Here is a 24,907-nt window from a genome sequence, read left to right on the forward strand (position 1 = left end):
GTATACGACATCGCACGACGACGCTTGCCCCTACCAGGCGAACGACCCGACCCCGCGACACCCACACCCTGACGCGCCCGCTTCAAACCAGACACGGACTCCGTGGACATTCCACAACTCCCTCGACCTCGAACGGGTCACGGGGTTGGCGTGGCCGATGACTACGCCTACCCCGTGCCCTGATGGCTACTTCTGCAGCGCCTTGATGGCCGACTCGAGCGTCGCCAACGCGGCCTTCGACTCCGACTGACCGGTCAGCATCGTCTGTGTGAAGGTGTTGAGCGGCTGGCCACCGTCAACGGACGCGAGCAAGGGGGTCAGCTCAGTGCCTCGCGACGCGTAGGTCTTCGCGATCGGCTGCCATTGCTCGATGATCTTCACGTTCTGCGCGTTCTGCTTGAACTCAGGCAGTGCGGCGATGGATTTCAGAACCGGGAGGGACGGCAGCACTTTCTTCTTCCAGAGAATGCTGTAGTTCTTGAACCAGTAGGTGAGGAACGCTTCCGAGGATGCCTGCGACGGGGTGTGCTTGTACATCATGATGTTGTTCAGGAATTCCAGCGTGCCCTTGTCACCGTGCAATGCGGTCATGGGATCGGCGACCAGAAGGTCTCCGCTGGTGTCGCCGACCGTGAGGTCGAGTTCCGCAGCGTAGATGCCCATCGCGACCTTCTTCGCCTTCCACTGGGCGTTCAGGTTATCCGTGGTGTACGACACTGCGCCGGGATCGACGGCTTTCATGGCAACGAGCTCCTTCACGACATCCATGGCCTCGATGTTCCGTGGAGTGACGCAGTCGAGTTCGCCGTCGGCGTTGAAGAGGCCGCCGCCATTGTTGATCATCATCGAGACCATGGCGTGCGCGCCGAGGTTGTTCCCGTTGCCGGCACCCGTGCCGAACGAGTAGTAGCCCTTCGCGGCCAAGGCCTTGCTCGCGGTCAGGTAGTCGTCCCAGGTCGTCGGCAGAGACACGCCGACTTCGTCGAAGAGCGACTTGCGGTACCACCACGCACGCATATCGAGTTGGGTGGGCACAGCGGCGTATCCGTCCTTCGTCTTGAACGGCTCGATCACGCCGGGCAGGAAGTCGTCGTACGTTCCGTTCTTCTTGAAGGTCTCGAGCAGGTCATCGGCGTAGGCGATCGCACCCTGCGCTGCGAACTGGAAGGCTTGGAAGCCTCCGCCTGTGGAGACGGCCGGGCCCGTGTTCGAGGCGATCGCCGAGGAGAAGGTCTGCGTGAACCCGTTCCACTGGATCGTCTGGTAGTGCATGGGAAGGTTCTTGCCGGTCGGCTTGTACGCCTCGGTGAGGTTCTTCGCTGCCACGTTGTAGGCCGCCGTGCCCCACGGCATGTCCCAGAACGTGACATGGCCCCCGGAACCAGAACCACCGCTCCCGCCGGATGAGCAGGCGGCCAGCGCCGCTACCGCTGCGGCTCCCCCGGCGAGGCCGAGAAAGCCTCGCCGGGAGAAGGATGCTCCGGAGAAGGTGTCATGCGTCATTGCAGTTACTCCTTGATGTGCGGCGACCGTTGGGGAGCGCCGGATTGGGAATGCTGTGGTCTTGCTGCTCTGTTCGGTTATGCGTCGGTGGTGCTGTTGATGAGCCGGTCTGCCAGGGTGGCGTCCGCGCAGACGGCGCTCAGGTCGTCGCCGTTCCCGATGCGGTGGATGACGTCTCGTGCCCGGCGCAACGCCGCGCGATGCGAGGTCTCGTACAGCGTCGGCAGTTGACGCCTGCCGAATTCGTCGGCGACGGTCACGATGGCGGGTCTCGCCGTACTAGCGGAGGGGATTTCGGCCTCCACGGCCGCGTGAGCGTCGATCACCCGCAACGAGACCCCCTCTGGCACGGCATCGGTGACCGTGACGGTGAGAAGCACCGGTCGGCCGTTCGCTTGGCGGCCCCTGACGACAAGCCCTCCTCGGCTGCGCGCGACGACCTGCGCGTCGATGAGCTCGGCGTTCGTCGAGGTCCGCGCAAGGGCGAGTAACCCGTGCAGGCTCGCACCGAGATGCGCACCGACCTTCACTGTCGCTCGGATCTCGAGAAGTGCCGATGGGGAGAGATCGGCGAGCACGCCCGGCAGGCCGGCAACCGCCGGGTTGCCCGCGTAGACGCGATCGACGATGACCGGTCCGGGATTATGACCGATCGATTCGCCGGATGTCGGTTCGATGAGGACGACGACACGCGCACCTCGCGCGAAGGCGTCCTCCACCCGCACAGCCCACCCGTCGTTGCCATCGACGATGACGACATCGACCGTGTCAGCGAGGTCGACACTCTCGAAGGAGATGGGCAGCGACGCGAGCGTCACATCGGTGCGATGCGCGCCATCCGTGAGTTCTGCCAGACCGACGGTAAGTGGGCCGTTCATGCTGCCGTCCTTTCGGCCACCGCGGCGCGAGCCACGCTCGACGCCTTGTCGGCGACATCAAGGGCGAACGCGAGGTCGTCGATCAGAACGCTCGCTGGGATGACCGGCGTAGCACCGCGCGCGACTCGACCGATCTCGATCCACTCCCGCTCATAACCGTTGTCATCGGTCGGTGTGGAGATCGTCGTGCGCCCCTCCCGAGCGAAGGTCGCGGTTGAGGACCCCGCCTGCACATACGACGGGGTGAACTCGACGTCGAGTGCCGAGACATCGTCGAACGCGGTGAGATGCCAACTCGGTGCCCAGTTCTCGCTCATCGCCGCGTGGAGCTCGACAAGCACTCCTCCGACCTCGAGGACGACGAGGTATCCGAATGGGTACACCGTCTCGGACCTGAGCACGGTCACGTCGGCCGGTAGCGCAGATCCCACCCTCCCGACCAGCTGCCTGATCAGAGGTAGATCGTGGATGGCCAGCCCGAGGATGCCACCGGAGATGACGCCCGCGACAGCATCAGGATCGTCAAGGTCGAGAGTGAACGGCGCTGGTCGGGTGACCACCTCGGTGGCGAAGTCCTCGAAGCGAGAGTTCGGCGGCAGCACGATCGATGAGCGCACCGTGTGAGGCGCGAGGTCCCCGCTGTTCTTCATCGCGGCGATCCATCCCGCGTCGTACGCGTGCATGGCGCCGACCACGACGGGTACCCCCGTTTGCTCGGAGACCTCCGCGATGCGAGCTGCCTCCTCGGCGGAGACGGCGAACGGCTTCTCGCACAGCACAGCCTTCTTGCCTGCGCGACACGCAGCGATGACCTGGTCGGCGTGGAAAGGGTGGGGCGAACAGATCGCGACCACCTCGACCGCCGGGTCGTCGAGAAGCTCGGCCTGACTGGTCGTCCAGTCGGCGTGGACCCGTGCGGCGACGGCCTCGGCGACCGAGGCGTCGACATCCATGATCCGAACAACGCGGAAGGTGTCGTTGAGGCGGACGAGCGTAGGGAGATGGATGGCCTGGGTGACCGGGCCTGCGCCGAGGATGCCCACTCCGATCCTGTTTCGGTCTGCCACGCAAGCTCCTCACCGTCGAGTGTCGATGAATTGTCTTCATCGGTTTACAATTGGCCAATAGTAAACACGTGGAGACAGTTGCGCAAGTGCTCGGGTGCTTCGCGTGCCAAGATCGGGTCGATGACTTCAGCAACACGTACGCCGAAACGGGCTCCCACACCGAGGGGCCCGTATCGCAACGGCGTGCAGACACGGCAGCAGATACTCGAGGCCTCGAGCACGTTGTTCGCCCGTCGCGGCTACGCCGGTGCGTCGTTGCGCGAGATCGCCCGCGAGGTGGGCGTGACGCCTGGGGCTCTGAATCGTCACTTCAATGACAAAGAACAGCTGCTCATCGCCGTGCTCGATCAGTGGCAGGAATCCACGCGCGTGGCGGTCGACGACGCGGGAGTCGGTGATGGGCTCGGGTTCTTCCTCGGGTTGGTCCCGTTGATGCGGTATCACGTGGGCCATCCCGGCCTGATCGAGCTGTTTCTGACCATCTGCGCGGAGGCGAGCACCTCGGAGCATCCGGCCCACGACTGGGCGCGCCAACGCTATGAGCTGATCGTCGCCCAGGCGAGCGAGCACTTGCGACTGGCCGCCGAGCGCGGTGAGGCCGACCCGATGCCCAGACGTCGGCGTGAAGCGGAAGCACGACGACTCTTCGCGCTGATGGACGGTCTCGAGCTGCAGTGGATCGTGCGGCCCGACCTCGACCTGGTCGGACTCTTCTCCGCCGCGCTCACTGTCGTTCTGCGCAGCTGGGGCGTCGACATCGCCATCCAGCCTCCGCCGGCCGCCTCGCGTCCGCTGCCCGTGGCCACGGTTCCCTCCGATGTCGATGCAGAGCCGAAACGAGGGCCCTACCGGGCGGGCATCGAGCGCCGGCGGCAGATTCTGGACGAGGCGACGACAGCATTCGCCAAGCATGGCTACGTCGGCGCGTCGTTGCGGGAGATCGCCGAGAACGTCGGCGTCACGAGTGCGGCCATCCTCCGTCACTTCGGCAGCAAGGAAGGCTTGCTTCTGGCCGTGCTCGATCGATGGGATGACGCCAACGAGGCCATCCCGTCGTCGGGGCGCGGCTCCGCAGTCGAGGCATGGGAGTCGCTCCCCATCGCTATGGCACGACACGTGGAAAGCCCTGGATTCATCGAACTGTTCCTGACCATCTGCACCGAAGCGAGCGATCCAGCGCATCCCGCGAGGTGTTGGGTCTCGAGCCGGTACGACACACTGATGGCCCGTGCGGACGAGCAGTTGTCGACGGCAGCCGATGAAGGTCACATCAGGGACCTGTCCCCGGCTGAGCGCGAGTTCGAGGCCCGTTGCATCTACGCCGTCATGGACGGACTGGAACTCCAATGGATCGCCGATCCCGAACTCGACTTGGTGGGCCTCTTCGACGCTCACTACGAGGCGGTCATCGCGCGACTTCGCACCGATGCAGGCGGGCCGACAGCTGGCCCACCCGCGAATCCCGTTTGAAAGTCACAAAACGCGAATTGGAGCGCCGGCGTCGACATCTTTTGACGTCGAAACGGCCGGCTAAGGAAGCCGGCGACTGGTGAACCCAGGGTTTCGAGACGCGCGCCGTCGGCGTGCTCCTCAACCCGCGGTGAGCGCAGCCTGCGGCTCAACCCGCGGTAAGTGCAGCGCGCTCCTCAACCCGCGGTAGTGGTCATGCCGCGGGGCGAGCCGGCCGTGTCGGGTTCGCGACACGCTCGCCGATTCGGCGGCGTGTACGCCGAATCGATCGCAACCACGCGCTCTGCCAACCGCGGCACGCCGGGCGGGGACCGGCGTGCAAGCGCGCCGCGGCGCTAATCAAGCAGCAGCGCGGGCTCCTCGATGATGGCTGCGACGTCGGCGAGGAAGCGACTGGCGACATCCCCGTCGACGACGCGGTGGTCGAAGGATGCCCCGAGCGTCGTGACGAATCGCGGTCGCACTTCGCCGTCGACCACCCAGGGCTTCTGCTTGATCGTGCCGAGGGCGACGATGGCGACTTCGCCCGGGTTGAGGATGGGCGTTCCGGTGTCCATGCCGAACACACCGATGTTGGTGACCGTGATGGTGCCGCCCGCCATGTCGGCCGGCTGGGTCTTTCCGTCGCGCGCCGTGATCGTGAGCTGTTCGAGGGCGGTTGCAAGCTCGAGCATGCTCATCGACTGCGCCTCTTTCACGTTGGGCACGATGAGCCCGCGCGGTGTGGCCGCGGCGACGCCGAGGTTCACGTAGTGGCGCACGATGATCTCTTCGTCCGTCCAGGTCGAGTTCACCGTGGGGTTGCGGCGCACGGCCCAGGTGATCGCCTTCGCCATGATGAGCAGCGGGGAGACCTTGACGCCCGCGAAGTCCGTCGACGTCTTGAGTCGCTTGACGTACTCCATCGTGCGTGTGGCGTCGACGTCGACGAACAGGCCGACGTGCGGCGCGGTGAACGCACTGGTGCTCATCGCGGTGGCGATCGCCTTGCGCACGCCCTTGACGGGGATACGCTCTTCGCGTTCATCCGCCCATGCAGGCGTCTCGATGTTGCGGAACACGCTCGCCTGGCTGGCCTGTCGCACGACGTCGTCGCGGGTGATCTCGCCCGCCAGACCGGTGCCCGTCACCTGGTCGAGATCGACTCCGAGGTCTTTGGCGAGCTTGCGGATGGGCGGTTTCGCGATCACCGGCACTGCCTTCGCGGCAGGCAGCAGATCGACACCGGAGGGCACGTGCCTGCCCGCCTGAGCCGCACGGTTGCGGCCCTGCCTGCGGCTTGCACCGTGGCCCGCCGAGCCGTAGCCGACGAGCACGGCGCCCGGCTTGGGCTCGTCACCCTCGCGCTCGACCAGAGCGGATGCCTCGGCGTCTGCAAACTGCTCGGCAGCGTCATCCCGTGCCTGGCCCTCAGGGGAGCCGGCGCTGCTGCTGTCATCCGTCGCGCCGCCGTGCACGGGGGACTCGTCGACCTCGATGACGTTGTCGAAGCCCTCGCCGCCCGTGGCCACCCCTCCGGAGGCGCTCGCGCCGACGACGATGATCGGGCTGCCCACCTCGACGGTGTCGCCCTCGTTCACCAGGATCCGATCGACGACTCCCTCGAACGGAGACGGCAGCTCGACCAGCGATTTCGCTGTCTCGATCTCGCACAGCACATCGTTGAGGTGCACCGTGTCGCCCGGCGCGACCTTCCACGAGACGATCTCGGCCTCCGTCAAGCCCTCGCCGACATCCGGCAGCAGGAACTCGGACTCACTCATGACACTCCTTGCGGGCTTACGGAAAAGGTGACGAGTTGTTGATCGGGACTGTGGATGTCCGTCAGTACGCCAGCGCGCGGTCCACGGCCTCGAGCACCCGGTCGGCGTCTGGAAGGTAGAGGTCTTCGAGCTTGGCGGGCGGGAACGGCGTGTCGAACCCGGAGACCCGCAGCACGGGGGCCTGGAGCGAGTAGAAAGCCTTCTCTGCAACGGTCGCTGCGACCTCGCTGCCGAGGCTGGCGAAGCCCTGCGCCTCCTGCGCGACGACGAGCCGGCCGGTCTTGCGCACGGAGGCGAGCAGCGGACCGAAGTCGATCGGCGAGAGCGACCGCAGATCGACGACCTCGACGCTGGTGCCTTCGTCCTGAGCGATCTCGGCTGCACGGAGCAGCACGCTCACCATGGCGCCGTGGCCGACGACGGTCACGTCGGTCCCTGTGCGCACGACACGGCTGGCGTGCAGCGGCACCGCGCTCGCGTCGAAGTCCACCTCGCCCTTGGGCCAGTAGCGGCTCTTCGGCTCCAGGAACACGACGGGATCGTCCGAGCCGATGGCCTCCTGGATCATCCAGTACGCATCGTTCGGCGTCGAAGGGCTCACCACGCGCAGGCCGGGGGTGTGCGCGAAGTACGCCTCCGGGCTCTCCTGGTGGTGTTCGACCGCGCCGATGTGGCCGCCGTAGGGAATGCGGATGACCACGGGCATGCGCAACACGCCCTCATGTCTGGCGGTGATCTTCGCCAGCTGAGTCGTGATCTGGTCGAACGCGGGGAAGACGAACCCGTCGAACTGGATCTCGCAGACGGGTCGGTAGCCGCGCATCGCGAGCCCGATCGCCGAACCCACGATGCCGGACTCCGCGAGCGGTGTGTCCATCACGCGGTTCTCGCCGAACTCGGCCTGCAGCCCCTCCGTGATGCGGAACACGCCGCCGAGCGGTCCGATGTCCTCGCCCATGAGGAGCACGTGGTCATCGTCGGCGAGCGCTTGACGCAGCCCGGCGTTCAGTGCCTTCGCCATCGGGAGGCTCTCGGTGCCCGTGCGGAACGGCGTGCGCTGCGCCGTGGCGTCGGATGTCGGTGCCACGGCCTGCGCGGTCGTCACGTCGGTCATGCCGCTCCTCCCTGGTTCGGAGTCTGCCCGCCGACGGAGATATCCGCTTCGAACGAGCGCTCGTAGCGCTCGAGCCAGGCGCGCTGCTCGGCCATTCCGGCGTGCGGCTCCGAGTACACGTGGTCGAAGATCACTTCGGTGGCCGGCGAGACGAGCTCGAGCGTGCGGCGGCGCACATCGGCCGCATAGTCCGCGGCTTCTTCGTCAACGGCGTCGAACCACTCGCCGCCCACGCCCCGGTCGACAAGGAACGTGCGCATGCGGGCGAGCGGGTCGCGGCCGCGCCAGTGCTCGTCTTCGTCGGATGTGCGATAGCGCGAGGGGTCATCGCTCGTGGTGTGAGCGCCCATGCGGTAGGTCACCGCCTCGATGAGGCTCGGACCATGGCCTCCGCGGGCCTCGTCGAGCTGCTTCGCTGTGACGGCGAAGCTCGCCAGAACGTCGTTGCCGTCGATCTGGACACCGGGGATGCCGAACCCGCTCGACCGCAGGTAAAGTGGAGTGCGGGACTGTGTCTTGACGGGGACCGAGATGGCCCACTGGTTGTTCTGCAGGAAGAACACTTGCGGGGTCTGGTAGCTGCTCGCGAAGACGAAGGCTTCGCTGACGTCGCCCTCCGAGCTTGCGCCGTCGCCGAAGTAGACGATCACGGCCTCGTCGGACTGCGGGTCATCCGTGCCGATCTTGCCGTCGAACCGCACGCCCATGGCGTAGCCCGTCGCGTGAAGCGCCTGCGTGCCGAGCACCAGGGTGTAGACGCGAACGTTGCCGTTCTTCGGATCGGTCGGGTCCCATCCGCTGTTGGTCACTCCTCGCATGACGCGCACGATGTCGACGGGGTCGACACCGCGGATCATCGCGACGGCGTGCTCTCGGTACGACGGGAAGATCGTGTCTTGCGGCTTGGCGGCACGGGCGGATCCGACCTGCGCGGCCTCCTGACCGCTGCTCGGCGGCCACAGGGCGAGTTGGCCCTGGCGCTGCAGGTTGGTCGCCTCGGTGTCGAACCGGCGTACCACGAGCATGTCGCGGTAGAAGCGGAGGAAGTCGTCGTCGGTCAGCGACTCGAGGTACGGCAGGTACTCTTCCGCGGCATTCGTCGGCTCGAAGCGTCCTTCTTCGGTGAGCACTTGCACCGTCGCCGCTGAGAGTCCAGGCGACGAGGTGGTGCGGTCGTTCGTGGCAGACATCCCCACTAACCTAGCTGCTCGGTTTGGGCGCTCTTCCGTAGGGTGCCGACAAGCTCTTTCGTGATCTTTAGAACCGACTCGACAGATTCGGCCTCTCCGACGCTGATTCGGATGCCGTCCGGATGGAACGCGCGCACGGCCAGACCGGCGTCGAAGAACGCGTCTGCTGCCTCGGCGGTGGCCTCTCCCGTGGGCAGCCAGAGGAAGTTGGCCTGCGACTCCGGAACGTCCCAGCCCTGGTCGATCAGCTCGTCGCGGAGTGCCTCGCGGCGGGCGACGATCTCTGCCACTCGGGTCAGCAGCTCGTCCTCGCGATCGAGCGACGCCAGCGCAGCGGCCTGCGCGGTGTCGGTCACGCTCATCGGGATGGCCGCCGCCCTGGCCGCATTCAGGAGGCGCTCGGGGCCGATCGCATAGCCGATGCGGAGGCCGGCGAGGCCGTACGCCTTCGAGAACGTACGGAGCACGACGAGGTTGGGGTAACGGCCGACGAGCGTGCATCCGTCGACCCGGGCGGGGTCGGTGACGAACTCGCCGTATGCCTCGTCGAGCAGCACCAGGCGGTCTGCGGGAACCGATCCCATGAACTGCTCGAACTCCGCCGCGGTCACGATCGGCCCTGTCGGGTTGTTCGGCGTGCAGACGATCACGACGCGGGTACGGTCGGTGATCGCGGCGGCCATCGCGTCGAGGTCGTGGCGAGCATCGGGCAGCAACGGCACGGTCACGCTGGATGCCCCAGACACGACGACGAGACCGGGATACGCCTCGAACGACCGCCAGGCGTACAGCACCTCGTCTCCGGGCCCGGCCGCGGCGTTGATGAACTGGGAGATCAGGGCGACGGATCCGGCGCCGAGGTGGACCTCCGCCGTGCCGACTCCGAACCGTTCGGCGAGGCGATCGCGGAGGGCGAGGGCGGCGCCATCCGGATACCGATTCAGCGCGTCGGACGCCGCGACGGCATCCAGCACCCCGGGAAGCGGGCTGAAGGGGTTCTCGTTGCTCGACAGCTTGAAGCCGCTGTCACCCGGAACCCGACCCTGCGCGTAGGCGTTCAGGGCGGCGATCTCCGGGCGCAGACGCACCTTGTCGACGTTCTGCAGATCCACACCGCTAACTTACGCGTTCACTCAGCCGCGAGGGCTGGACGAGGGGGCCCGGAACCTTCGACACATGTGGTCGCACCGGCTGTCGGCCGACCATGGGGAGATGTCTTCGTCGCGATCGCGGGCCGGTCGCTTGGTCGTCATCGGGGTCGCCCTACTCTTCGTCGCGTTCGGCGGGCTCTACGTCGTGGGTCAGCTCGGGAATGCGGCGAAGGCATCCTGCTCCGCGGAAGGGCCCAATCCGACGACGATCGCGCCCTCAGAAGATTCGGAGAGCGTCGTGCAGACGTTCTCGTGGTGGCCGATCGGTCGCCGATGCACGTGGGCGGATGACACCCATTCCGAGACCCTCGTGTCCGGTGATCTCGCGCAGTCGCTCGCGGCATACACCCTGCTCGTGCTCGGCACCACCACAGTTCTCTGGTTCGCGGCGGGGGCGTCGAGGTCGCATCGATAGCGAAACGAAGGTCGAATGCCTCTCCCACAGATCTCCCTCCGCACCCTCCGTCCCCGAGATCCCGTTTGAAAGTCAAATAACGCGAACGCCCGAGGGATCGTTCGCGTTATTTGACTTCGAAACGTTTCTGGGGGGCGGGGCCCCGGGGAGAGGGACGGGGGGCGACGGGAGGGAGACGGGGGAGAAGGGGGCGGCGGCGAGCCCGCCCGTCGATCTGGCGGCGAGATTCTTCACGCCGGGCGCGTTGACGATCGGCAGGAATTCGACACACATGCCAACCTCGACCAACCGTCGCGCCGCGCGGAACTCAAGCACCCGCACCATCGCTTCGCGCAGAGCGCCGATGTCGAGCCGCTGCGACGGATCCACATCACGCAACACTTGACGGCGAAGTCTCCTACTCCGAGACACGGCTGCTCCAGGTCGCGACGGACTCTATGCAGGGGGCATTCCGGCTGTCAGAATGTGGCAATGCGGTTCCTGCTGAAGCTGATCATCAACGCGTTCGCCCTCTGGCTGACCACGCTGATCGTCAGCGGCGTGACCGTGACGTCGTACGACCCGAACGGCGGCGAGTGGCCGCTCATCCTCACCTATCTGCTGATCGCACTGATCTTCGGCCTGGTCAACGGCATCGTCGGCACCGTGGTCCGCATCGTCGCATTCCCGCTCTACGTGCTGACGCTCGGGCTGATCTCGCTGATCGTGAACGCTCTGCTGCTCTTCCTCGTCGTGTGGATCAGCGACCTGATGGGCTTCGGCCTGCACATCGATGGCTTCTGGGACGGCGTCTGGGCCGCTCTGATCCTCGCGATCATCGGCTGGCTCCTCGGCCTGATCTTCCGGCCCATTACCCGGCGCTGAGAACGCCCGCTCAGTCACGGATGCCCCGGTAGAGGCCGACGTCGCCGTCGGCACCGATGGGTAAGGCGGCGAGCGCCGACGCGAGGCGGGGGTCGGTCGAGGCATCCATGCGTCGGGCGGTGGTGGCGTACTCGCTCAGGCGATGAGCATCCGAGGGCGATGATCCCGCCGGGATCTCCCCGTCGTACGTCTGCCTCGTGACGACGACGCGGTCGCCTCCTCCGTTGCCGAACTCTCTGGGCTCCCCGCCGAGCGCAGGCACGAGGTCGTCCGTGTGCTCTACGGCGACGTCGGCGGTCGACGATGGTACGTCGACGCCACCCGTCGGCGAACCGAACGTGACGAGTGTCGGCACGTCGTACCGGCCGGAGGTGGCGATGCTCGTCGCCACGATGCCGCCCTGCGAATACCCGACGGGGATCACCGTGTCGCCGCGCTGCACACCCGCCTGCTCCATCGCCGACTCGGTGGCCGTGAGCGAGCCCGAGCCGAGTCCCGCGATGCCGGTCAGGTCGCTCGTGAGGTCGAACGGTTCGTCATCCGCGATCGTGCTCGTGTCGACGGTGCCGCCCACGTAGACCAGGAAGACCGGCTTGCCTCCGCCTGAGTCGTCAGCAGCGAGGTACCGCTCGACACGCACCTGTGGTGCGTCAACACGCGTCGGCGGGATGCGCCTTGCGAGGTCCTCGTAACTGGCAGGCGGGGCGGTTCGCAGTGCATCCGATCGCTCGACGTGCACCGGTGATTCCCTGAAGGAGCCGAGCACGGAGGCTCCCGCCACGACCGTGGTCGCCGCGCCGTGAAGCCCGAACAGGCCCGTGAGCCGATCGTCGAGGAGTCGAGCCACGGGAAGCGGCACGCCCGCCGCACCGAGCAGGGCGTTGTCCGCGGCCGAGACCGCCAGCCTGATCAGAGCCACCATGCGAGGGTCCCGAAGGATGCCCGACCTGCCTTTCATCAGTCCGCCGACGTCGCGCAAGAACGCCTGAGGCGACCCGGTCGCGATCGTGCTGACGCCGAGCATGGTGACTGCGGCGCTCAGGATGCCAGGGAGCGCCGAGAGCCCGACGAGAAGTGCGATCGGAGCGAGGCCGCCCAGAGCCCATCCCGCCACCTCGCTGAGCCTGGTGAGGAACGAGTTCGAGGCCCGCTCGGCGCTTCCGTACCGCTCGGCGGCGTCGCGCAGCCCGCCCGACAGCCGCTGGGACTGAGCGTAGGCCGCGTCGATGCGCGAGACGGCCGCCCCCACGAGCCGCGCGGTGTCCGGCACCTCCATGAGGCCCTGTGCCGGCGCGAGCTCCCCAATGAGCTCACTGAGAACGGCGGCCAACCCCACAAGTCCCCGCTCGGCGCCCAGCAGCAGATCGGGGGCGACTTGCGTGCTTCCGCCACCCGAGATGACGATGTCATCGGACACCGAGCCTCACCCCTTCCCCACCCATCGCACCTAGGGCGTCGGCACGGGCGTCCGACTGGCTCTCCAGCCGCACGAGCTGCTCGCTCAGGTCGTCGTCCGCGAGCTGCAGCGCCGTGATGGCCTCCCTCAGCAGACCGCTCGGTTCATCGAGCCTCGACTCGAACATCCCTTCAGCGGCGGACCGCCAGCCCAGCTGGGAGGCGTCCGGAACCTGAGCGGTCGCAGTCGCCAGCTCGCTCCTCACATATCGGACGGCCTCCCGCGCCGCCTGCAACGTCGTCTGGTACAGACGATCACCTCCTTCGAGGAGCCCAGCCTCGCTGGAGCACGCTCGGCACGGGCATCCAAAGCGGCAAGGCGGGCACAATTCACCGGATGCACCGGCTGGGGAGGAAGAGGCGCAACGCAGCGCTGTCAGAATGGAGTCATGACCTTCGCGCCCGACTCGCTGGAGGCGCAGGATCCGGCGCGTCAGCCGCGTTTTCGAATCTGCTTCGTCTGCAGCGGAAACATCTGCCGCTCGCCCATGGCCGAGGTGGTGTTCCGTCAGCTGGCGGAGGATGCCGGCCTGGGCGATCGCGTGCGCGTGTCCTCGGCGGGAACCGGCGACTGGCACGTCGGCGAACAGGCGGACCCGCGAGCTGTCGAGGTCATGCACGCACACGGATACAACTGCTCGACGCACCGCGCGAAGCAGTTCGACGCCGCATGGTTCGACCAGCTCGACCTTGTGGTCGCGCTGGATCGCAGCCACGAGCGCATCCTGAGGGCGTGGGCCACCGATGACATCGATCGCAGCAAGGTGCAGCTTCTGCGCAGCTTCGAGTCGCCGCGATCCGATTCACTGGATGTGCCCGACCCCTACTACTCGGACCACACGATGTTCGCGGCCGTGCTCGGCATGATCGAGCGTGCGGATCGCGCTCTGCTCTCGCAGCTGGCACCAGCACTCCGCGTGCCACCACAAGGACAAGGACACTCATGACCTCCCTTCCTCCCCAGCCGATCAGCCCACTCGACGGCCGCTACAAGGCCGCCGTCTCGGAGCTCGGCGACTTCCTCTCCGAGGCGGGGCTCAATCGCGCCCGCGTGCAGGTGGAGGTGGAGTGGCTGCTCTATCTGACGTCGCATCGGATGTTCGGGAGCAAGCCGCTCACGCCGGAACAGGCGTCCGCTCTGCGCGCGCTCGTCACCGACTTCGGTCAGCCCGAGATCGACCGTCTCGCCACGCTCGAGGCGACGACTCGTCACGACGTGAAGGCCGTCGAGTACCTGGTGAGGGAGAAGCTGGATGACCTCGGCCTCACCTCCATCGCAGAGCTGACGCACTTCGCGTGCACCAGCGAGGACATCAACAACCTGTCGTACGCGCTGACCGTGAAGTCGGCCGTCGAAGAGGTGTGGATTCCGAAGCTCCGCACGGTCGTCGACGCGCTGCGCGACCTCGCGATCGCGCTGCGGGACGTGCCGATGCTCGCCCACACGCACGGCCAGCCCGCGACGCCGACGACCATGGGCAAGGAGCTCGCGGTCTTCGTCTATCGGGTTGAGCGCGTGGCGTCGCAGGTCGCCGCGAGCGAATACCTCGGCAAGTTCAGCGGCGCGACGGGCACGTTCTCGGCGCATCTGGCTGCGGACCCGGATGCCGGGTGGCCGGCCATCTCCGAGGAGTTCGTCACCACGCTCGGCCTCACGTGGAACCCCCTGACGACGCAGATCGAGTCGCACGACTGGCAGGCGGAGCTGTACGGCCGCATCTCGCACGCGAACCGCATTCTGCACAACCTCGCGACCGACATCTGGACGTACATCTCGCTCGGGTATTTCCGGCAGATCCCGCAGGCCGGCGCAACGGGATCGTCCACGATGCCGCACAAGATCAACCCGATCCGCTTCGAGAACGCCGAAGCGAACCTCGAGCTCTCCAGCGCCGTGCTCGATTCGCTCGCCTCGACGCTGGTGACGAGCAGGCTGCAGCGCGACCTCACAGACTCGACGACCCAACGCAATATCGGTGTCGGCCTCGGGCACTCGCTGCTCGCACTCGACAACATCCGGCGCGGGCTCGACGAGATCGCGATCGATGAGGATGCCCTCGCCGCCGACCTCGACGCGAACTGGGAGGTGCTCGGGGAGGCCATCCAGACGGTCATCCGTGCGGAGGTCGTTGCGGGACGGTCATCCATCAGCGACCCCTACGCGATGCTGAAGGAGCTGACCCGCGGCAAGCGCGTCGACCGCGAGGGCCTCGCGGCGTTCGTCGAGACGCTGGACATCGGCGCGGACGCGAAGGCACGCCTTCTCGCCCTCACCCCGGCCGGCTACGTCGGCCTCGCCTCATCCCTGGTCGACCGCCTGCCGCAGCAATAAGCGCGAAGGCGACACGCTACACGATTCGGCGGCTCTGCCGGCGAATCAAACGCGACCGCGCACTCGCCCGACCGCGGCACGCCGGGCGGGGGCCGGCGTGCACAACAACTCAGTCGTGGGGATTTCGCGGAGCGTCGCCGCCGGGGAGCTCCGGGCGCTCGTGGTTCTGCTCCGCGAGATCGCGTCGTTCCTCGTCATCCGGCTTGAATCCGAGTGCGAAGATCGCCAGCACGACGAGCGTCACGATGAACGCGACGCCGAAGAAGATCAAGGCGAGGATCGGCTCGCGGGTCGACATCAGCACGATGAGCCCGACGAACACGGAGAGCACTCCGGCGATGCCGAGGAACTCCACGGGGCGCATCCTGTCGCGCAGGGTCGGTTTGCGCCCCTCTGGCGCCTTGTTGTCGTCGGTCACGCGTGTTTCTCCGATGCGTTCTCGTCGTCGGCGTGGGCATGTGCCAGGCCGAATTTGAGGGTGAAGGCTCCGATTCCCACGTAGACGCCGACGATCACCGCGTAGGCGCCGAACAGTCCGACGGCGAGCAGCGCGTCGGGCGGGATGAAGAGGTAGACGAGAGCGAGCACCACGGTGAGCACGCCGATGACCATCCAGTCACGGGACGATTCCGATCGACCGCGGTTGCGGATGCCGCAGTACAGCTCGGCGAATCCGGTGAGCAGCGCCCACACGCTGACGCCGTACAGCAGCACTCCGAGTCCCGCGCCGTTCAGCACGAGGGCCGCGATGCCCACGACCACGCCGAGGATGCCTTGCGTGACGAACAGCCACTTGGTGACGGCATCCTTGAGCAGCAGACCGCCGACGCCGACGACGACGCCTTCGACCAGCGCGTAGGCGCCGAAGACGATCAGGCCGACGCGCGCGGAGTGCTCGGGGTCGAACGTGATGAACCCGCCGGCAAGGAGTGCGACGACGGCGCGCACGAGGGCGAGGATCCAATAGCGGTCCGGGCTGACGCGCGGAGACGCGGCTGTGCTCACGTGGCTTCTTTCGTGCGAATGTCAGAGGGCTGGCATCGTCGGGAGACCGGATGCCACGGCCGCGATGATTCTACCCACGGCGCATGAGGGAACGATCGGAGGGTCGGAAGGCCCCAGAAGGCTCAGCCTGCGGCCCGACCGACCACGACCGTGCCGTCGACCTCGTCGTCGTGAACGATCGATACCGACAGTCCGACGGATTCGAGGATGCCCGCCGTCACGGATGCCTGCCTCTCACTCGTCTCGATGATCAGGTGTCCACCCGGGGCGAGCCACTCGCCGGCTCCCTCCGCGATGCGTCGGTGCAGTGCTAGGCCATCCGTTCCGCCGTCCAGGGCGGCACGCGCTTCGTGGTCGCGGGCCTCCGACGGCATGAACGCGATCTCATCCGTCGGCACATAGGGCGCGTTGACGGCGAGCACGTCGACCGTGCGCGTGAGGGATGTCGGCAACGGCTGGTAGAGGTCGCCGGTGAAGACTTGGGGGCGGGTTTCGAGACGCGCCGCTTCGCGGTGCTCCTCAACCCACGGTGCACGCGCCGCTTCGCTGTGCTCCTCAACCCACGGTGCACGCGCCGCTTCGCTGTGCTCTTCAACCAGCAGACGGGCGAGCGTGCGGCGCGCGCACTCCGTCGCCGCCGGGTCGATGTCGGCCGCGTAGACGGCGGCATCCGGGCGGGCATCGAGGATCGCGGCGCCGATCGCGCCGGCGCCGCAGCACAGGTCGAGCACGACCGGTGTCGACGGTGCGACCTGTAGCGCTTCCCGCACGATCAGCGTCGTGCGCTGCCGCGGCACGAACACCCCCGGCGTCACGCTCACCCGAAGGCCGCAGAACTCCGCCCATCCGACGATGTACTCCAGGGGCTCGCCGGCCACGCGACGCGCGACTCGGGCCTCGAGGTCGGCCGGTGTCTCGGCATCCGCGAGCAGGATCGCCGCTTCATCCTCGGCGAAGACGCAGCCGGCGGCTCGAAGGCGGGCGACCACGGCGTCGAGGTCGAACTCGGGTGACGGCGCGGTCATGAGGCGAGCAGCTGCGCGAGTCGCTCGGCAGCATCCGTTCCGGGGGCCGGCGTGTAGATGACGATGTGCAGGTCGGGGTGGTCGGATGGCGCGAGCTGGTGGTGCTCGAGCGTCAGCAGCCCGGCGGTCGGATGACGGAAGACACGTTCCCGCGACGCGAACCCCTCGATGTCGTGCGCGGCCCACGCCGACCGGAACTCCGGACTGGCCTGCTCGAGACGCGTGACGAGGTCGAGGTAGGCGGGATCTCCCAGGCGAGGACCGGCATCCGCCCTGAATTCGGCGACGAAGCGCCTGCTCGTCGCCTCCCAGTCCGGAAGGAGCTGCCGCACGTAGGGGTCGGTGAAGACGAGCCAGAGCAGGTTGCGATCCTCGCCACGCGCCGTGGCGACGCCGGGATAGAGCGCCGCGTATGCGGCGTTCCACCCGGCGATGCGCCAGTCGGCGGTGACGGTGTACGCGGGCGACCCCGCCAGGGCATCCATGAGTCGCTGCACCTGGGGAGGTGCGATGGCGACCGGCGCCGCGCCCGGTGCGACGGTGGGCGAGTAGCCGGCGAGCGAAAGCAGGTACGCGTGCTCGGTGACCGTGAGCCGCAGGGTGCGCGCGAGGGCATCGAGAACCTGCCTCGACGGATGGATGTCGCGCCCCTGCTCGAGCCACGTGTACCAGGTCACGCTCACACCGCTCAGGTACGAGACCTCTTCGCGTCGGAGGCCGGATGTCCGTGCCCTGCCGAGCATCGGCAGCCCGGCATCCGACCGCGACAGGCTCTCTCGCCGAGCACGGAGGAACCCGCCGAGCTCGGCCCTGCTCCGATCCGCGATCGCCACCTCGACAACGCTAGTACGCGAGGTACTAGCATCCATCACCGCCAGAACTCGCCTAGCATTTCGGCGAGCGCGAGGCCTTGAGCGTGTCCGCCCTGCGCGGCCAGCCCGCGCGTCGACGGATCGACAGCGCTTGCGTTGAACACGTCGCCGGCACGCTCGTCAGGAAACAGCGTCTCCACCTCGCTGCCCGCCGCACGCAGCTCGGCGACCTGGGTGGCGAGATCCATTCCCCACTCGTGCGGCATGCGCGACCTGCCGCCGAAGGGCGACAGCACGATCACCCGCGCGTGTCCCGTCGCGAGGTCGGCGTTCTCGTTGCGCCGGTAGCCGCCGTCGAGGTATCGGTTCTCGCCGATGCGGTACGGGGTCAGGGACGAGGTGCTTGCGGCGACCGCGTCCACAAGACCGACCCCGCTGGCGCGGTCGAACGTGACCGGTTGCCCGGTGCGGGCATCGACTGCGGTGATGAGCACGGGCTGCTCCGGCCAGTCGTGGTTCGTCAGCCGGGAGGCGACGATGTCGTGCCAGCGGGTCGTGGCGGCCCCGTCGGAGGCATCCTTTTCCAGCGCGGCCGCGCCCATCCTGCGCCGCATGTCGGATGCGTCGCTCGCGGAGGCGATGATCGCGTTCGACCATTCCAGGTAGTTCACGCTGGAGGCGACGGCGGCGCGTCCTGCGCTCCGCCCCGCATCGGGTCCAGCGCCCGCGGTCTGTGGCCGGGGTGCTGCTGCCGTGGTGGCCGCGTACAACTCGGCCGGCCGCATGCCACCGGTGAGCTGTGCCGCCGCGGTCGATCCTGCCGAGGTTCCGACGATGAGATCGGCCTCGGTGAGATCGACACCGGCCTCGCACAGGCCGGCGATGACGCCGAGCTCCCATGCGTTGCCTGCCGCGCCGCCGCCTGCGAGTACAAGGGCTCTGCGCCCAGGCTCGGCACGCTCGTTCGACGTGCCCGAAGAAGAGTCAGAAGTAGAAGGTGTTGTGTTCATGGGAGTCGCCTTTCGCGAAGTGCCTGGCGGGCGCTCCCTGTCGCGACTACCTCAGTCGCGCGATCGTGGACTGCGAGGGGAGCACCCATACGGATACTGCGTTCATGGGTCTCACCTCCTGTCGACGGATCACGATCAGTAGGACGTTAGCACGGGCATCCATCACGGTGGGCGGCTACTGCTGCAGACGCCGCCGGCGATGCGGAAGCCGGAACGGAAGGATCAGGAACACCGCCACCGCCAGGTACCCGAAGACCGAGATCTTCGGGAAGAACAGGCCGAACAGTATGAGCAGCACGTACCCGCCGAGTCCGGGCGTGAGTCGCGACGTGAGCAGTGTGATCTCCTCGTCGTCGAGGTCTGCGTTCACCAACTTGGCCCGTACCGCGTATCGCCACAGGACATAGAGCAGTACCGCGCAGAGCAGCAGCGTGACGCCGTAAGTGACGGATGCCACACGTTCGGCGCCCTCTCGATCGATGAACTCCGCGAGCAGCCCGGTGGCGAAGGGCAGCAGGCAGACGAAGAGGAGCAGCAGCAGGTTGAGGCGCTGGAAGACGGGATCGACGCGTTCGAGGTAGTCCGTCATGGAGCTGTGCCCGAGCCAGATGGTGCCGATGGTCGCGAAGCTCACCAGGTAGCCCAGGTAGCCGGGCCACTCGCCGAGGATCGCGCCGACGAGATCCTTCGACGCGCTGAGCGGAATGGCGAGGTCGAGCACGAGGATCGTGATGGCAACGGCGAAGACGCCGTCGCTGAACGCCTCCATGCGTCCCTTGCCCTGTCTGCGGCGCGGATGGCGCGCATGGGGCGCTGCGTTCGAGGACTCCGTCACGCAGCCAGTATCCGCCGTCGTCGGACCTCGACGCGGCCGACGCTCGGCGAGGCGGACAGCCGCCCGGACATCCGCCACAAAAGAATTCCGGAGTCGTGTCGATCGAGCACTATGCCGTTCGACCTCGGTGATGAAAGGGTCGAAGAGCGACCCGTAGATGAGGAGAGAACAATGGGCAAGTACATGCTGATCATGCGCACCACCGACGAAGCGCTGGCGGGCTTCGCGAACGCCGACTTTGGAGAGATCCTCGACGGCGTCGGGCGTTTCAACGACGAGCTCATCCGCGCGGGAGTTCTTCTCGCCGCCGAGGGACTCGACGACGCGTCGAACACGATCGTCGTCGACTTCACCGGCGAGGCCCCCGTGGTGACCGATGGTCCGTACGGCGAGACCAAGGAGCTGTTCAACGGCTACTACATCCTCGATGTAGCGTCGGCGCAGGAGGCCGCAGAGTGGGCCAAGCGCATGCCGTTCACCGACGGCACGAAGATCGAGATCCGCAGGGTCACGACGGTGGACGACTTTCCGCAGGACAACGAGTGGATCCAGAAGGAGCGCGCGTGGCGTGAGGAGCACGGCCAGCTGTGAGCCGTGCCGGCAATCCCCGGAGCACCGAGGCGCGACGCGTCGTTGATGCTGTGTGGCGCATGGATGCCGCACGCATGGTCGGCGCGCTCGCCCGGTACACCGGGGATTTCGCTCTGGCGGAGGATGTCGCGCAAGAGGCCCTCGCCGAGGCTCTGGTGAGCTGGGAAACAGGCGGGGTGCCGCGGGATCCGGTCGCGTGGCTGCTCGCTGTCGGTCGGAGGAGGGCGATCGACGCGTTCCGTCGCAGGTCGGCAGGCGACCAGCGGTACGCGCTGCTCGCCCGCGAGCTCGACGAGTCGACGCCCGGCGCAGACGTGCTGTTCGATCCGGATGCCATCGACGACGACACCCTCGCGCTGATCTTCACCGCGTGTCATCCGGTGCTTTCACGAGAGGCCCGCATCGCCCTCACCCTGCGTGTCGTCGGTGGTCTCACGACGGACGAGATCGCCGCGGCGTTCTTCATCCCGGTGCCGACGGTGCAGGCACGGATCACCCGGGCGAAGAAGACCCTCGGCGCGGCGCGCATCCCCTTCGAGGTGCCGGCGGCTGATGAGCGACGGGAGCGGATGAGCTCCGTGCTGAGCGTGCTGTACCTGATCTTCACCGAGGGCTCCTCGGCCACCGGTGGGGACGACTGGATGCGCTTCGACCTCGCGCACGAGGCCCTGAGGTTGGCTCGAGTGCTCTGCAGGCTGGCGCCGGAGCCCGAGGTGTACGGACTGCTCGCCCTCATGGAGCTGACGGCCGCGCGCTTCCCTGCGCGGCTGGATGCCCAGGGAAATCCCGTGCTGCTAGAGCAGCAGAACCGCGGGCGGTGGGATCGCACCGCGATCGTTCGCGGCCGTGCGGCGCTCGCGCGGGCGGCGTCTGGCAGAGGGCTCGGGACGTATGGGTTGCAGGCATCCATCGCCGAGTGCCACGCGGTGGCGCCGTCCGTTGCCGAGACCGACTGGGAGCGGATCGTCCTGCTGTACGAGGCGCTGGGCAGGCTGGCGCCGTCTCCCATTGTCGACCTCAACCGCGCCGTCGCCGTGGCCATGGCGCAGGGACCGGCCGCCGGACTCGTCATCGTCGACGAGATCGACGCCGAGGGCGGGCTGCAGGGCTCTCATCTCGTCCCCTCGGTGCGCGGCGAGCTGCTCGCACGCATGGGGCGCGCCGCCGAGGCCCGTGAGCATTATCTGCGGGCGGCCGAGCTCTGCGCCAACTCAGCGGAGCGCGATGTCCTGCTGGCGAAGGCAGCCGCGCTACAGGTGCCGGCGGCCCGAGACGTGCGCTGAGGCTGAGCCGTGCGGAAGGATGGCACCGTGCCGCACGAACCGACGGGGATCGAACTCTCCCGCGACTACTATCGCGACGTTGTCGGGCCGCTGCTGACATCCACTTTTCCGGGTCTGCCGCATACGGCCGGCCGCTTCGGCACCGGCAGCGACGTGCTCGGGCTCGACGACGCGACCTCCCGCGACCACGACTGGGGCCTGCGTCTGACGCTGTTCGTTCCGGCCGAGTCGGTCGAGGCCGTGGATGCCCGACTCGAACGCGCGCTCCCCGACTCGTTCAGCGGGCTGCCGACCCGCTTCGCCTTCACCGGGCAGACCGAGCAGCGGCACCACGTCGACGTCGGAACGCTCGAGGACTTTCTGCACGATCGCCTCGGCTTCGACCCCCGAGCAGGGATGACCCCGGCGGACTGGCTGTCGCTGACCGGTCAGGCGGTGCTCGAGGTCACGGCCGGACCTGTCTTCGCGGATGTCACGGGGGAACTCGCCACCGTGCGGCGGCTGCTGCAGTGGTACCCCGACGATGTGTCGCGCCTCGTGCTCGCGTGCGACTGGTCGCGGCTGGAGCAGGAGCTTCCGCTGATGAGTCGGGCCGCGGCGGCCGGGGACGATCTCGGCTCGCGGGTCATCCTGAGTCGGCTCGTGAGCATCGCCATGCATCTCGCGTTCCTGCTCGAACAGAGGTGGCCGCCGTATGCCAAGTGGTTCGGCACGCTCTTCTCGGGTCTTTCCTGCGCGAACGGAGTCGGCGACACACTGGACTCCGCGATGCTGGCGACGGACTGGCGTCAGCGACAGGGCGAGCTGTCGCGAGCACTTCAGCGTCTGCTCGTGGTGCAGAACGACCTCGGCCTGACTGATGTTCACGAGGCGACCATCCCGTTCTGGGATCGTCCCTTCGTGCATCCCGATCCGCGCATCGTCGAGCAGCTTCTCGACGGCATCGCGGATCCCGCGATCTGTGAACTCCCGGTAGGGCTGGGCAGCGTGGAGCAGCGTACCGACAACGTGGCGCTGCTCACCGATGCGACCGCACGCCGTGCGCTGATTGGCGCGTGACCTCACGGTTGATGCGCGACGAGTCCCGCGGCGGACGCCTCTCGCGCGAGCCGACGATCCGTCGTCGCCACGGCGGCGCCCTCCCGGGCCGCAGTGTGCACCACGAGTGCATCCGGCATGCGAAGTCGTGACGCTGCCCTCAGCTGGGCGAGGTCGAGGACATCCGACTCCGTCACACCGACGATTCGCGGCCCGAGTCGTGTGATCGAGGTCAGTGCGACCGGTGCGACACCTGCTATCGCGGGATGCACGAGCGCGTCGGCGAGGGTGATCGCGTTGACGATCATGCGCCCAGGCCCCAGCGACCGGAGCAGCTGCACCGACCACGCGTGATGCGCGTCGGCGGGGTCGAGCAATCCGATCAGGACGCCGGCATCGACGACGACGGAGCCTGTCACTTGGGCCATTCGTCGGCGAGGCGACGGGCAGCATCCAGCGGGTAGACCCCGGGCAGGCTGCCCGCCGCCTCGTCGACTGCGGTCAGGAATCCGACGAGACGGCGGGCCTCCCTCTCCAGCGCACTCGGCCTCCCCTGCAGCACAAGCCGCCGCAGAAGCTCCGCGCGGTTGTCGGCGCTCTCGGGCCACTCCCTCGCCGCCTCGTCGATGGCGTCGCGGATCTCGTCGGTCTCGGTGATCATGTGACGCGGGCGGGTGGTGGGCATGGTCGGAGTGTAACACTCATCGCACGGTGCATCACCGGGTCCGGGGCCGACCTTCGCCGGTGCCGCTAGCGCACGAGCTGCCGAGGGAAGAACCGCGTGTCGATGCGCTCGGCCGGCACCCGGAAGTGACTTCCGGGGAATGCGTGCACGATCTTCTCCGTCGAGCCGAAGGCATCGAAGACCTCGAGTCCCGCCTCGCGACTGAGTTCGGGGTCATCCAACGGCAGAAGGAACTCGATCGGAATCATGACCTTGCGTGCGGCATCCAGGATCGCGTCGTAGGCCGGGACGCCGCCGAAGATCGCCGCCCGGATACGCGGCTCGACGGCAGCCAAGGGAATGCCCGTCGTGCTCGCGAGCGTCATGCCCGAGTAACCCATCGGCGCGTCCGGCCCGATCTCGGGAAGCGCCTGGAGGCCGTCGATCAACGCCTGCCACTCGGGGACCGCGCGCTCTGCCAGAAAGGTGTTGAACTCCGCGATGATCGAATCGATGGGCTGCCGCGCCGACCGTGCCTGAAGCATCGCGTCAACCCATTGCTGGTCCTCTGCGGACCGGGGTCGATCGCCATGTCCAGGCGCGTCGATCGCCGCGACGACGAACCCGTCGTCGAGAACTGCGGCGCGGGCACGCGAAACGAGGCCCGGCGCCTTCTTGTGAAGACCGCCGCCGTGACCCATGAGAAGAACCGAGGTGCCCGACGAGAAGGATGTCGGCGTCCAGAGAACGCCGGGAACATCTTCGATGAGGAAGTCGCGCTCGACGATGTCGTCCGACATCGTCTGCGCTGTGAAGTGTAAGTGATTCATGGTTGTTGCCTTTCGGGATGCCACTGAGGAGGCGCTCCCGACGACAACTACGGCCGCGCGACCGTGAACAGAAGGGGAGCACCCATACGGGGTCGAGCGTTCATGGGTCTCACCTCCTGACATCGCGTCACGAACTCGACGACGGTAGCACGAGACTGGGACGTCGAACCATCCATCTCGAAAGGAAACCGCCCGTGAGCAGCGTCGTCAGTCTGATCCGGTCCGCCGAGCTGTACTCCGATGCTCCGTACGCGTATGCGGCGACGGCGCCGGCGGATGCGCGGCTGATCTTCCTCGCCGGCTCGTGCCCCCTCGATCGGGACGGCAAGACGGTCGCCATCGGCGATTACGCCGGCCAGACGCGACAGTGCCTCGCGAACCTGATCGTCGCTCTTCGGGACGCCGGTGCATCAGTGACGGATGTGATCAATACTCGGGTGCTCGTCGCGTCCACGCGCCAGGAGGACCTCGGCGCGGCGTGGGCTGTCGTGCACGACGCTTTCGGCGAGCACGACGTGCCGAGCACACTGATGGGCGTCACCGTGCTCGGCTACGACGACCAGCTCGTCGAGATCGAAGCGGTCGCCGTCGTGCGGTAGGCGGGACGCCACC

The 24,907-nt window shown here is 67.4% G+C and carries 28 protein-coding genes; 9 read left to right on the forward strand and 19 right to left on the reverse strand.

Translation table 11 applies throughout. From position 1 onward, the window contains the following. Positions 1-186: 186 nt before the first annotated feature. The 3 genes from ACYVDN_RS16960 to ACYVDN_RS16970 form a co-directional block, all read right to left on the reverse strand. Positions 187-1,503 (reverse strand): ABC transporter substrate-binding protein, encoded by a 1,317-nt coding sequence (locus ACYVDN_RS16960; RefSeq protein WP_460573552.1) that lies wholly within the window; start codon positions 1,501-1,503, stop codon positions 187-189. Between the two features lie 77 nt (positions 1,504-1,580). Continuing rightward, positions 1,581-2,381 carry a hypothetical protein gene (locus ACYVDN_RS16965; RefSeq protein WP_460573554.1) on the reverse strand — a complete coding sequence of 267 codons (801 nt, stop codon included), beginning with the start codon at positions 2,379-2,381 and terminating at the stop codon, positions 1,581-1,583. Then, positions 2,378-3,448, reverse strand: coding sequence for a Gfo/Idh/MocA family protein (locus ACYVDN_RS16970; protein ID WP_460573556.1), 1,071 nt, complete (start codon positions 3,446-3,448; stop codon positions 2,378-2,380). The genes ACYVDN_RS16965 and ACYVDN_RS16970 overlap by 4 nt, the downstream gene beginning before the upstream one ends. A gap of 120 nt (positions 3,449-3,568) precedes the next feature. Between ACYVDN_RS16970 and ACYVDN_RS16975 the strand changes: the two genes are divergently transcribed. Further along, positions 3,569-4,918 (forward strand): TetR/AcrR family transcriptional regulator, encoded by a 1,350-nt coding sequence (locus ACYVDN_RS16975; RefSeq protein WP_460573558.1) that lies wholly within the window; start codon positions 3,569-3,571, stop codon positions 4,916-4,918. 335 nt (positions 4,919-5,253) lie between these two features. Here the strand turns inward: ACYVDN_RS16975 and ACYVDN_RS16980 are convergent, their stop codons facing one another. The 4 genes from ACYVDN_RS16980 to hisC all read right to left on the reverse strand — a co-directional run bounded on the left by ACYVDN_RS16980 (position 5,254) and on the right by hisC (position 10,097). Next, positions 5,254-6,681: a dihydrolipoamide acetyltransferase family protein gene (locus ACYVDN_RS16980; protein ID WP_460573560.1), complete on the reverse strand. Its 1,428-nt coding sequence runs from the start codon at positions 6,679-6,681 to the stop codon at positions 5,254-5,256. A gap of 61 nt (positions 6,682-6,742) precedes the next feature. After that, a complete protein-coding gene (locus ACYVDN_RS16985; protein WP_460573883.1) occupies positions 6,743-7,702 on the reverse strand; it encodes an alpha-ketoacid dehydrogenase subunit beta in 960 nt (319 codons plus the stop codon). An 89-nt stretch (positions 7,703-7,791) separates the two neighbouring features. Continuing rightward, entirely contained in the window at positions 7,792-8,985 is a 1,194-nt protein-coding gene (gene pdhA / locus ACYVDN_RS16990; RefSeq protein ID WP_460573562.1) for a thiamine pyrophosphate-dependent dehydrogenase E1 component subunit alpha, read from the reverse strand. A 5-nt stretch (positions 8,986-8,990) separates the two neighbouring features. Then, positions 8,991-10,097 (reverse strand): histidinol-phosphate transaminase, encoded by a 1,107-nt coding sequence (hisC, locus tag ACYVDN_RS16995; protein ID WP_460573564.1) that lies wholly within the window; start codon positions 10,095-10,097, stop codon positions 8,991-8,993. A gap of 100 nt (positions 10,098-10,197) precedes the next feature. Here hisC and ACYVDN_RS17000 point away from each other — a divergent pair, with 100 nt between their 5' ends. Continuing rightward, positions 10,198-10,551 carry a hypothetical protein gene (locus tag ACYVDN_RS17000; protein ID WP_460573566.1) on the forward strand — a complete coding sequence of 118 codons (354 nt, stop codon included), beginning with the start codon at positions 10,198-10,200 and terminating at the stop codon, positions 10,549-10,551. Positions 10,552-10,623: 72 nt separating this feature from the next. On the opposite strand, the gene ACYVDN_RS17005 is transcribed toward ACYVDN_RS17000, so the two are convergent. Continuing rightward, a complete protein-coding gene (locus ACYVDN_RS17005) occupies positions 10,624-10,932 on the reverse strand; it encodes a hypothetical protein (protein ID WP_460573568.1) in 309 nt (102 codons plus the stop codon). A 90-nt stretch (positions 10,933-11,022) separates the two neighbouring features. Between ACYVDN_RS17005 and ACYVDN_RS17010 the strand changes: the two genes are divergently transcribed. Further along, positions 11,023-11,415, forward strand: a complete 393-nt coding sequence (locus tag ACYVDN_RS17010; protein WP_460573570.1) for a phage holin family protein — start codon at positions 11,023-11,025, stop codon at positions 11,413-11,415. Positions 11,416-11,425: 10 nt separating this feature from the next. Here the strand turns inward: ACYVDN_RS17010 and ACYVDN_RS17015 are convergent, their stop codons facing one another. Together ACYVDN_RS17015 and ACYVDN_RS17020 are read right to left on the reverse strand one after the other, a co-directional pair. Continuing rightward, complete coding sequence (locus tag ACYVDN_RS17015; protein WP_460573572.1) at positions 11,426-12,832, reverse strand: hypothetical protein; 1,407 nt, start codon at positions 12,830-12,832, stop codon at positions 11,426-11,428. After that, positions 12,822-13,076: a hypothetical protein gene (locus ACYVDN_RS17020; protein WP_460573573.1), complete on the reverse strand. Its 255-nt coding sequence runs from the start codon at positions 13,074-13,076 to the stop codon at positions 12,822-12,824. Before ACYVDN_RS17020 ends, ACYVDN_RS17015 begins: the two co-directional genes overlap by 11 nt. A gap of 183 nt (positions 13,077-13,259) precedes the next feature. Here ACYVDN_RS17020 and ACYVDN_RS17025 point away from each other — a divergent pair, with 183 nt between their 5' ends. Together ACYVDN_RS17025 and purB are read left to right on the forward strand one after the other, a co-directional pair. Further along, the gene (locus tag ACYVDN_RS17025) at positions 13,260-13,817 is read left to right on the forward strand and encodes a low molecular weight protein-tyrosine-phosphatase (protein WP_460573575.1); all 558 of its coding nucleotides are present in this window, start codon (positions 13,260-13,262) and stop codon (positions 13,815-13,817) included. After that, complete coding sequence (gene purB, locus ACYVDN_RS17030) at positions 13,814-15,202, forward strand: adenylosuccinate lyase (RefSeq protein WP_460573577.1); 1,389 nt, start codon at positions 13,814-13,816, stop codon at positions 15,200-15,202. The genes ACYVDN_RS17025 and purB overlap by 4 nt, the downstream gene beginning before the upstream one ends. 109 nt (positions 15,203-15,311) lie before the next feature. On the opposite strand, the gene ACYVDN_RS17035 is transcribed toward purB, so the two are convergent. From ACYVDN_RS17035 to ACYVDN_RS17060, 6 genes are all read right to left on the reverse strand, one after another. Then, a complete protein-coding gene (locus tag ACYVDN_RS17035) occupies positions 15,312-15,620 on the reverse strand; it encodes a hypothetical protein (protein ID WP_460573579.1) in 309 nt (102 codons plus the stop codon). Beyond that, complete coding sequence (locus ACYVDN_RS17040; protein ID WP_460573581.1) at positions 15,617-16,207, reverse strand: HdeD family acid-resistance protein; 591 nt, start codon at positions 16,205-16,207, stop codon at positions 15,617-15,619. Before ACYVDN_RS17040 ends, ACYVDN_RS17035 begins: the two co-directional genes overlap by 4 nt. 122 nt (positions 16,208-16,329) lie before the next feature. Beyond that, entirely contained in the window at positions 16,330-17,232 is a 903-nt protein-coding gene (locus ACYVDN_RS17045; protein WP_460573583.1) for a class I SAM-dependent methyltransferase, read from the reverse strand. Further along, positions 17,229-18,059 (reverse strand): helix-turn-helix transcriptional regulator, encoded by an 831-nt coding sequence (locus ACYVDN_RS17050; protein WP_460573885.1) that lies wholly within the window; start codon positions 18,057-18,059, stop codon positions 17,229-17,231. Before ACYVDN_RS17050 ends, ACYVDN_RS17045 begins: the two co-directional genes overlap by 4 nt. Before the next feature lie 41 nt (positions 18,060-18,100). After that, positions 18,101-19,054: a patatin-like phospholipase family protein gene (locus ACYVDN_RS17055; RefSeq protein WP_460573585.1), complete on the reverse strand. Its 954-nt coding sequence runs from the start codon at positions 19,052-19,054 to the stop codon at positions 18,101-18,103. A 175-nt stretch (positions 19,055-19,229) separates the two neighbouring features. Further along, complete coding sequence (locus tag ACYVDN_RS17060) at positions 19,230-19,889, reverse strand: TMEM175 family protein (protein WP_460573587.1); 660 nt, start codon at positions 19,887-19,889, stop codon at positions 19,230-19,232. A 171-nt stretch (positions 19,890-20,060) separates the two neighbouring features. On the opposite strand from ACYVDN_RS17060, the gene ACYVDN_RS17065 reads away from it, so the two are divergent. From ACYVDN_RS17065 to ACYVDN_RS17075, 3 genes are read left to right on the forward strand one after another with little or no spacing between them, the layout of a single operon-like run. Further along, positions 20,061-20,480, forward strand: coding sequence for a YciI family protein (locus ACYVDN_RS17065; protein WP_460573589.1), 420 nt, complete (start codon positions 20,061-20,063; stop codon positions 20,478-20,480). A gap of 59 nt (positions 20,481-20,539) precedes the next feature. Continuing rightward, entirely contained in the window at positions 20,540-21,763 is a 1,224-nt protein-coding gene (locus tag ACYVDN_RS17070) for an RNA polymerase sigma factor (protein WP_460573591.1), read from the forward strand. A gap of 27 nt (positions 21,764-21,790) precedes the next feature. Further along, positions 21,791-22,822, forward strand: coding sequence for a DUF4037 domain-containing protein (locus ACYVDN_RS17075; protein ID WP_460573593.1), 1,032 nt, complete (start codon positions 21,791-21,793; stop codon positions 22,820-22,822). A 2-nt stretch (positions 22,823-22,824) separates the two neighbouring features. On the opposite strand, the gene ACYVDN_RS17080 is transcribed toward ACYVDN_RS17075, so the two are convergent. The 3 genes from ACYVDN_RS17080 to ACYVDN_RS17090 all read right to left on the reverse strand — a co-directional run bounded on the left by ACYVDN_RS17080 (position 22,825) and on the right by ACYVDN_RS17090 (position 24,295). Then, positions 22,825-23,229, reverse strand: a complete 405-nt coding sequence (locus ACYVDN_RS17080; protein WP_460573595.1) for a type II toxin-antitoxin system VapC family toxin — start codon at positions 23,227-23,229, stop codon at positions 22,825-22,827. Next, positions 23,217-23,486 (reverse strand): hypothetical protein, encoded by a 270-nt coding sequence (locus ACYVDN_RS17085; protein WP_460573597.1) that lies wholly within the window; start codon positions 23,484-23,486, stop codon positions 23,217-23,219. Before ACYVDN_RS17085 ends, ACYVDN_RS17080 begins: the two co-directional genes overlap by 13 nt. Positions 23,487-23,551: 65 nt before the next feature. After that, the gene (locus tag ACYVDN_RS17090) at positions 23,552-24,295 is read right to left on the reverse strand and encodes a dienelactone hydrolase family protein (protein ID WP_460573599.1); all 744 of its coding nucleotides are present in this window, start codon (positions 24,293-24,295) and stop codon (positions 23,552-23,554) included. A gap of 194 nt (positions 24,296-24,489) precedes the next feature. On the opposite strand from ACYVDN_RS17090, the gene ACYVDN_RS17095 reads away from it, so the two are divergent. Next, positions 24,490-24,894 (forward strand): RidA family protein, encoded by a 405-nt coding sequence (locus ACYVDN_RS17095; protein ID WP_460573601.1) that lies wholly within the window; start codon positions 24,490-24,492, stop codon positions 24,892-24,894. The last annotated feature ends 13 nt before the right edge of the window (positions 24,895-24,907 follow it).

Source organism: Humibacter soli, from assembly GCF_054779035.1.

What these genes read in the sequence shown, in the direction of transcription:
- purB (WP_460573577.1), top strand. Translation starts at nt 13,814, where the DNA reads ATGACCTCCCTTCCTCCCCAGCCGATCAGCCCACTCGACGGCCGCTAC.
- ACYVDN_RS16965 (WP_460573554.1), bottom strand. Translation starts at nt 2,381, where the DNA reads ATGAACGGCCCACTTACCGTCGGTCTGGCAGAACTCACGGATGGCGCG.
- ACYVDN_RS17080 (WP_460573595.1), bottom strand. Translation starts at nt 23,229, where the DNA reads ATGGCCCAAGTGACAGGCTCCGTCGTCGTCGATGCCGGCGTCCTGATC.
- ACYVDN_RS17045 (WP_460573583.1), bottom strand. Translation starts at nt 17,232, where the DNA reads ATGACCGCGCCGTCACCCGAGTTCGACCTCGACGCCGTGGTCGCCCGC.
- ACYVDN_RS16960 (WP_460573552.1), bottom strand. Translation starts at nt 1,503, where the DNA reads ATGACGCATGACACCTTCTCCGGAGCATCCTTCTCCCGGCGAGGCTTT.
- ACYVDN_RS17065 (WP_460573589.1), top strand. Translation starts at nt 20,061, where the DNA reads ATGGGCAAGTACATGCTGATCATGCGCACCACCGACGAAGCGCTGGCG.
- pdhA (WP_460573562.1), bottom strand. Translation starts at nt 8,985, where the DNA reads ATGTCTGCCACGAACGACCGCACCACCTCGTCGCCTGGACTCTCAGCG.
- ACYVDN_RS16975 (WP_460573558.1), top strand. Translation starts at nt 3,569, where the DNA reads ATGACTTCAGCAACACGTACGCCGAAACGGGCTCCCACACCGAGGGGC.
- ACYVDN_RS17010 (WP_460573570.1), top strand. Translation starts at nt 11,023, where the DNA reads ATGCGGTTCCTGCTGAAGCTGATCATCAACGCGTTCGCCCTCTGGCTG.
- ACYVDN_RS17085 (WP_460573597.1), bottom strand. Translation starts at nt 23,486, where the DNA reads ATGCCCACCACCCGCCCGCGTCACATGATCACCGAGACCGACGAGATC.
- ACYVDN_RS17025 (WP_460573575.1), top strand. Translation starts at nt 13,260, where the DNA reads ATGACCTTCGCGCCCGACTCGCTGGAGGCGCAGGATCCGGCGCGTCAG.
- ACYVDN_RS16980 (WP_460573560.1), bottom strand. Translation starts at nt 6,681, where the DNA reads ATGAGTGAGTCCGAGTTCCTGCTGCCGGATGTCGGCGAGGGCTTGACG.
- ACYVDN_RS17090 (WP_460573599.1), bottom strand. Translation starts at nt 24,295, where the DNA reads ATGAATCACTTACACTTCACAGCGCAGACGATGTCGGACGACATCGTC.
- ACYVDN_RS16985 (WP_460573883.1), bottom strand. Translation starts at nt 7,702, where the DNA reads ATGGCGAAGGCACTGAACGCCGGGCTGCGTCAAGCGCTCGCCGACGAT.
- ACYVDN_RS17070 (WP_460573591.1), top strand. Translation starts at nt 20,540, where the DNA reads ATGGATGCCGCACGCATGGTCGGCGCGCTCGCCCGGTACACCGGGGAT.
- ACYVDN_RS17000 (WP_460573566.1), top strand. Translation starts at nt 10,198, where the DNA reads ATGTCTTCGTCGCGATCGCGGGCCGGTCGCTTGGTCGTCATCGGGGTC.
- ACYVDN_RS17055 (WP_460573585.1), bottom strand. Translation starts at nt 19,054, where the DNA reads ATGAACACAACACCTTCTACTTCTGACTCTTCTTCGGGCACGTCGAAC.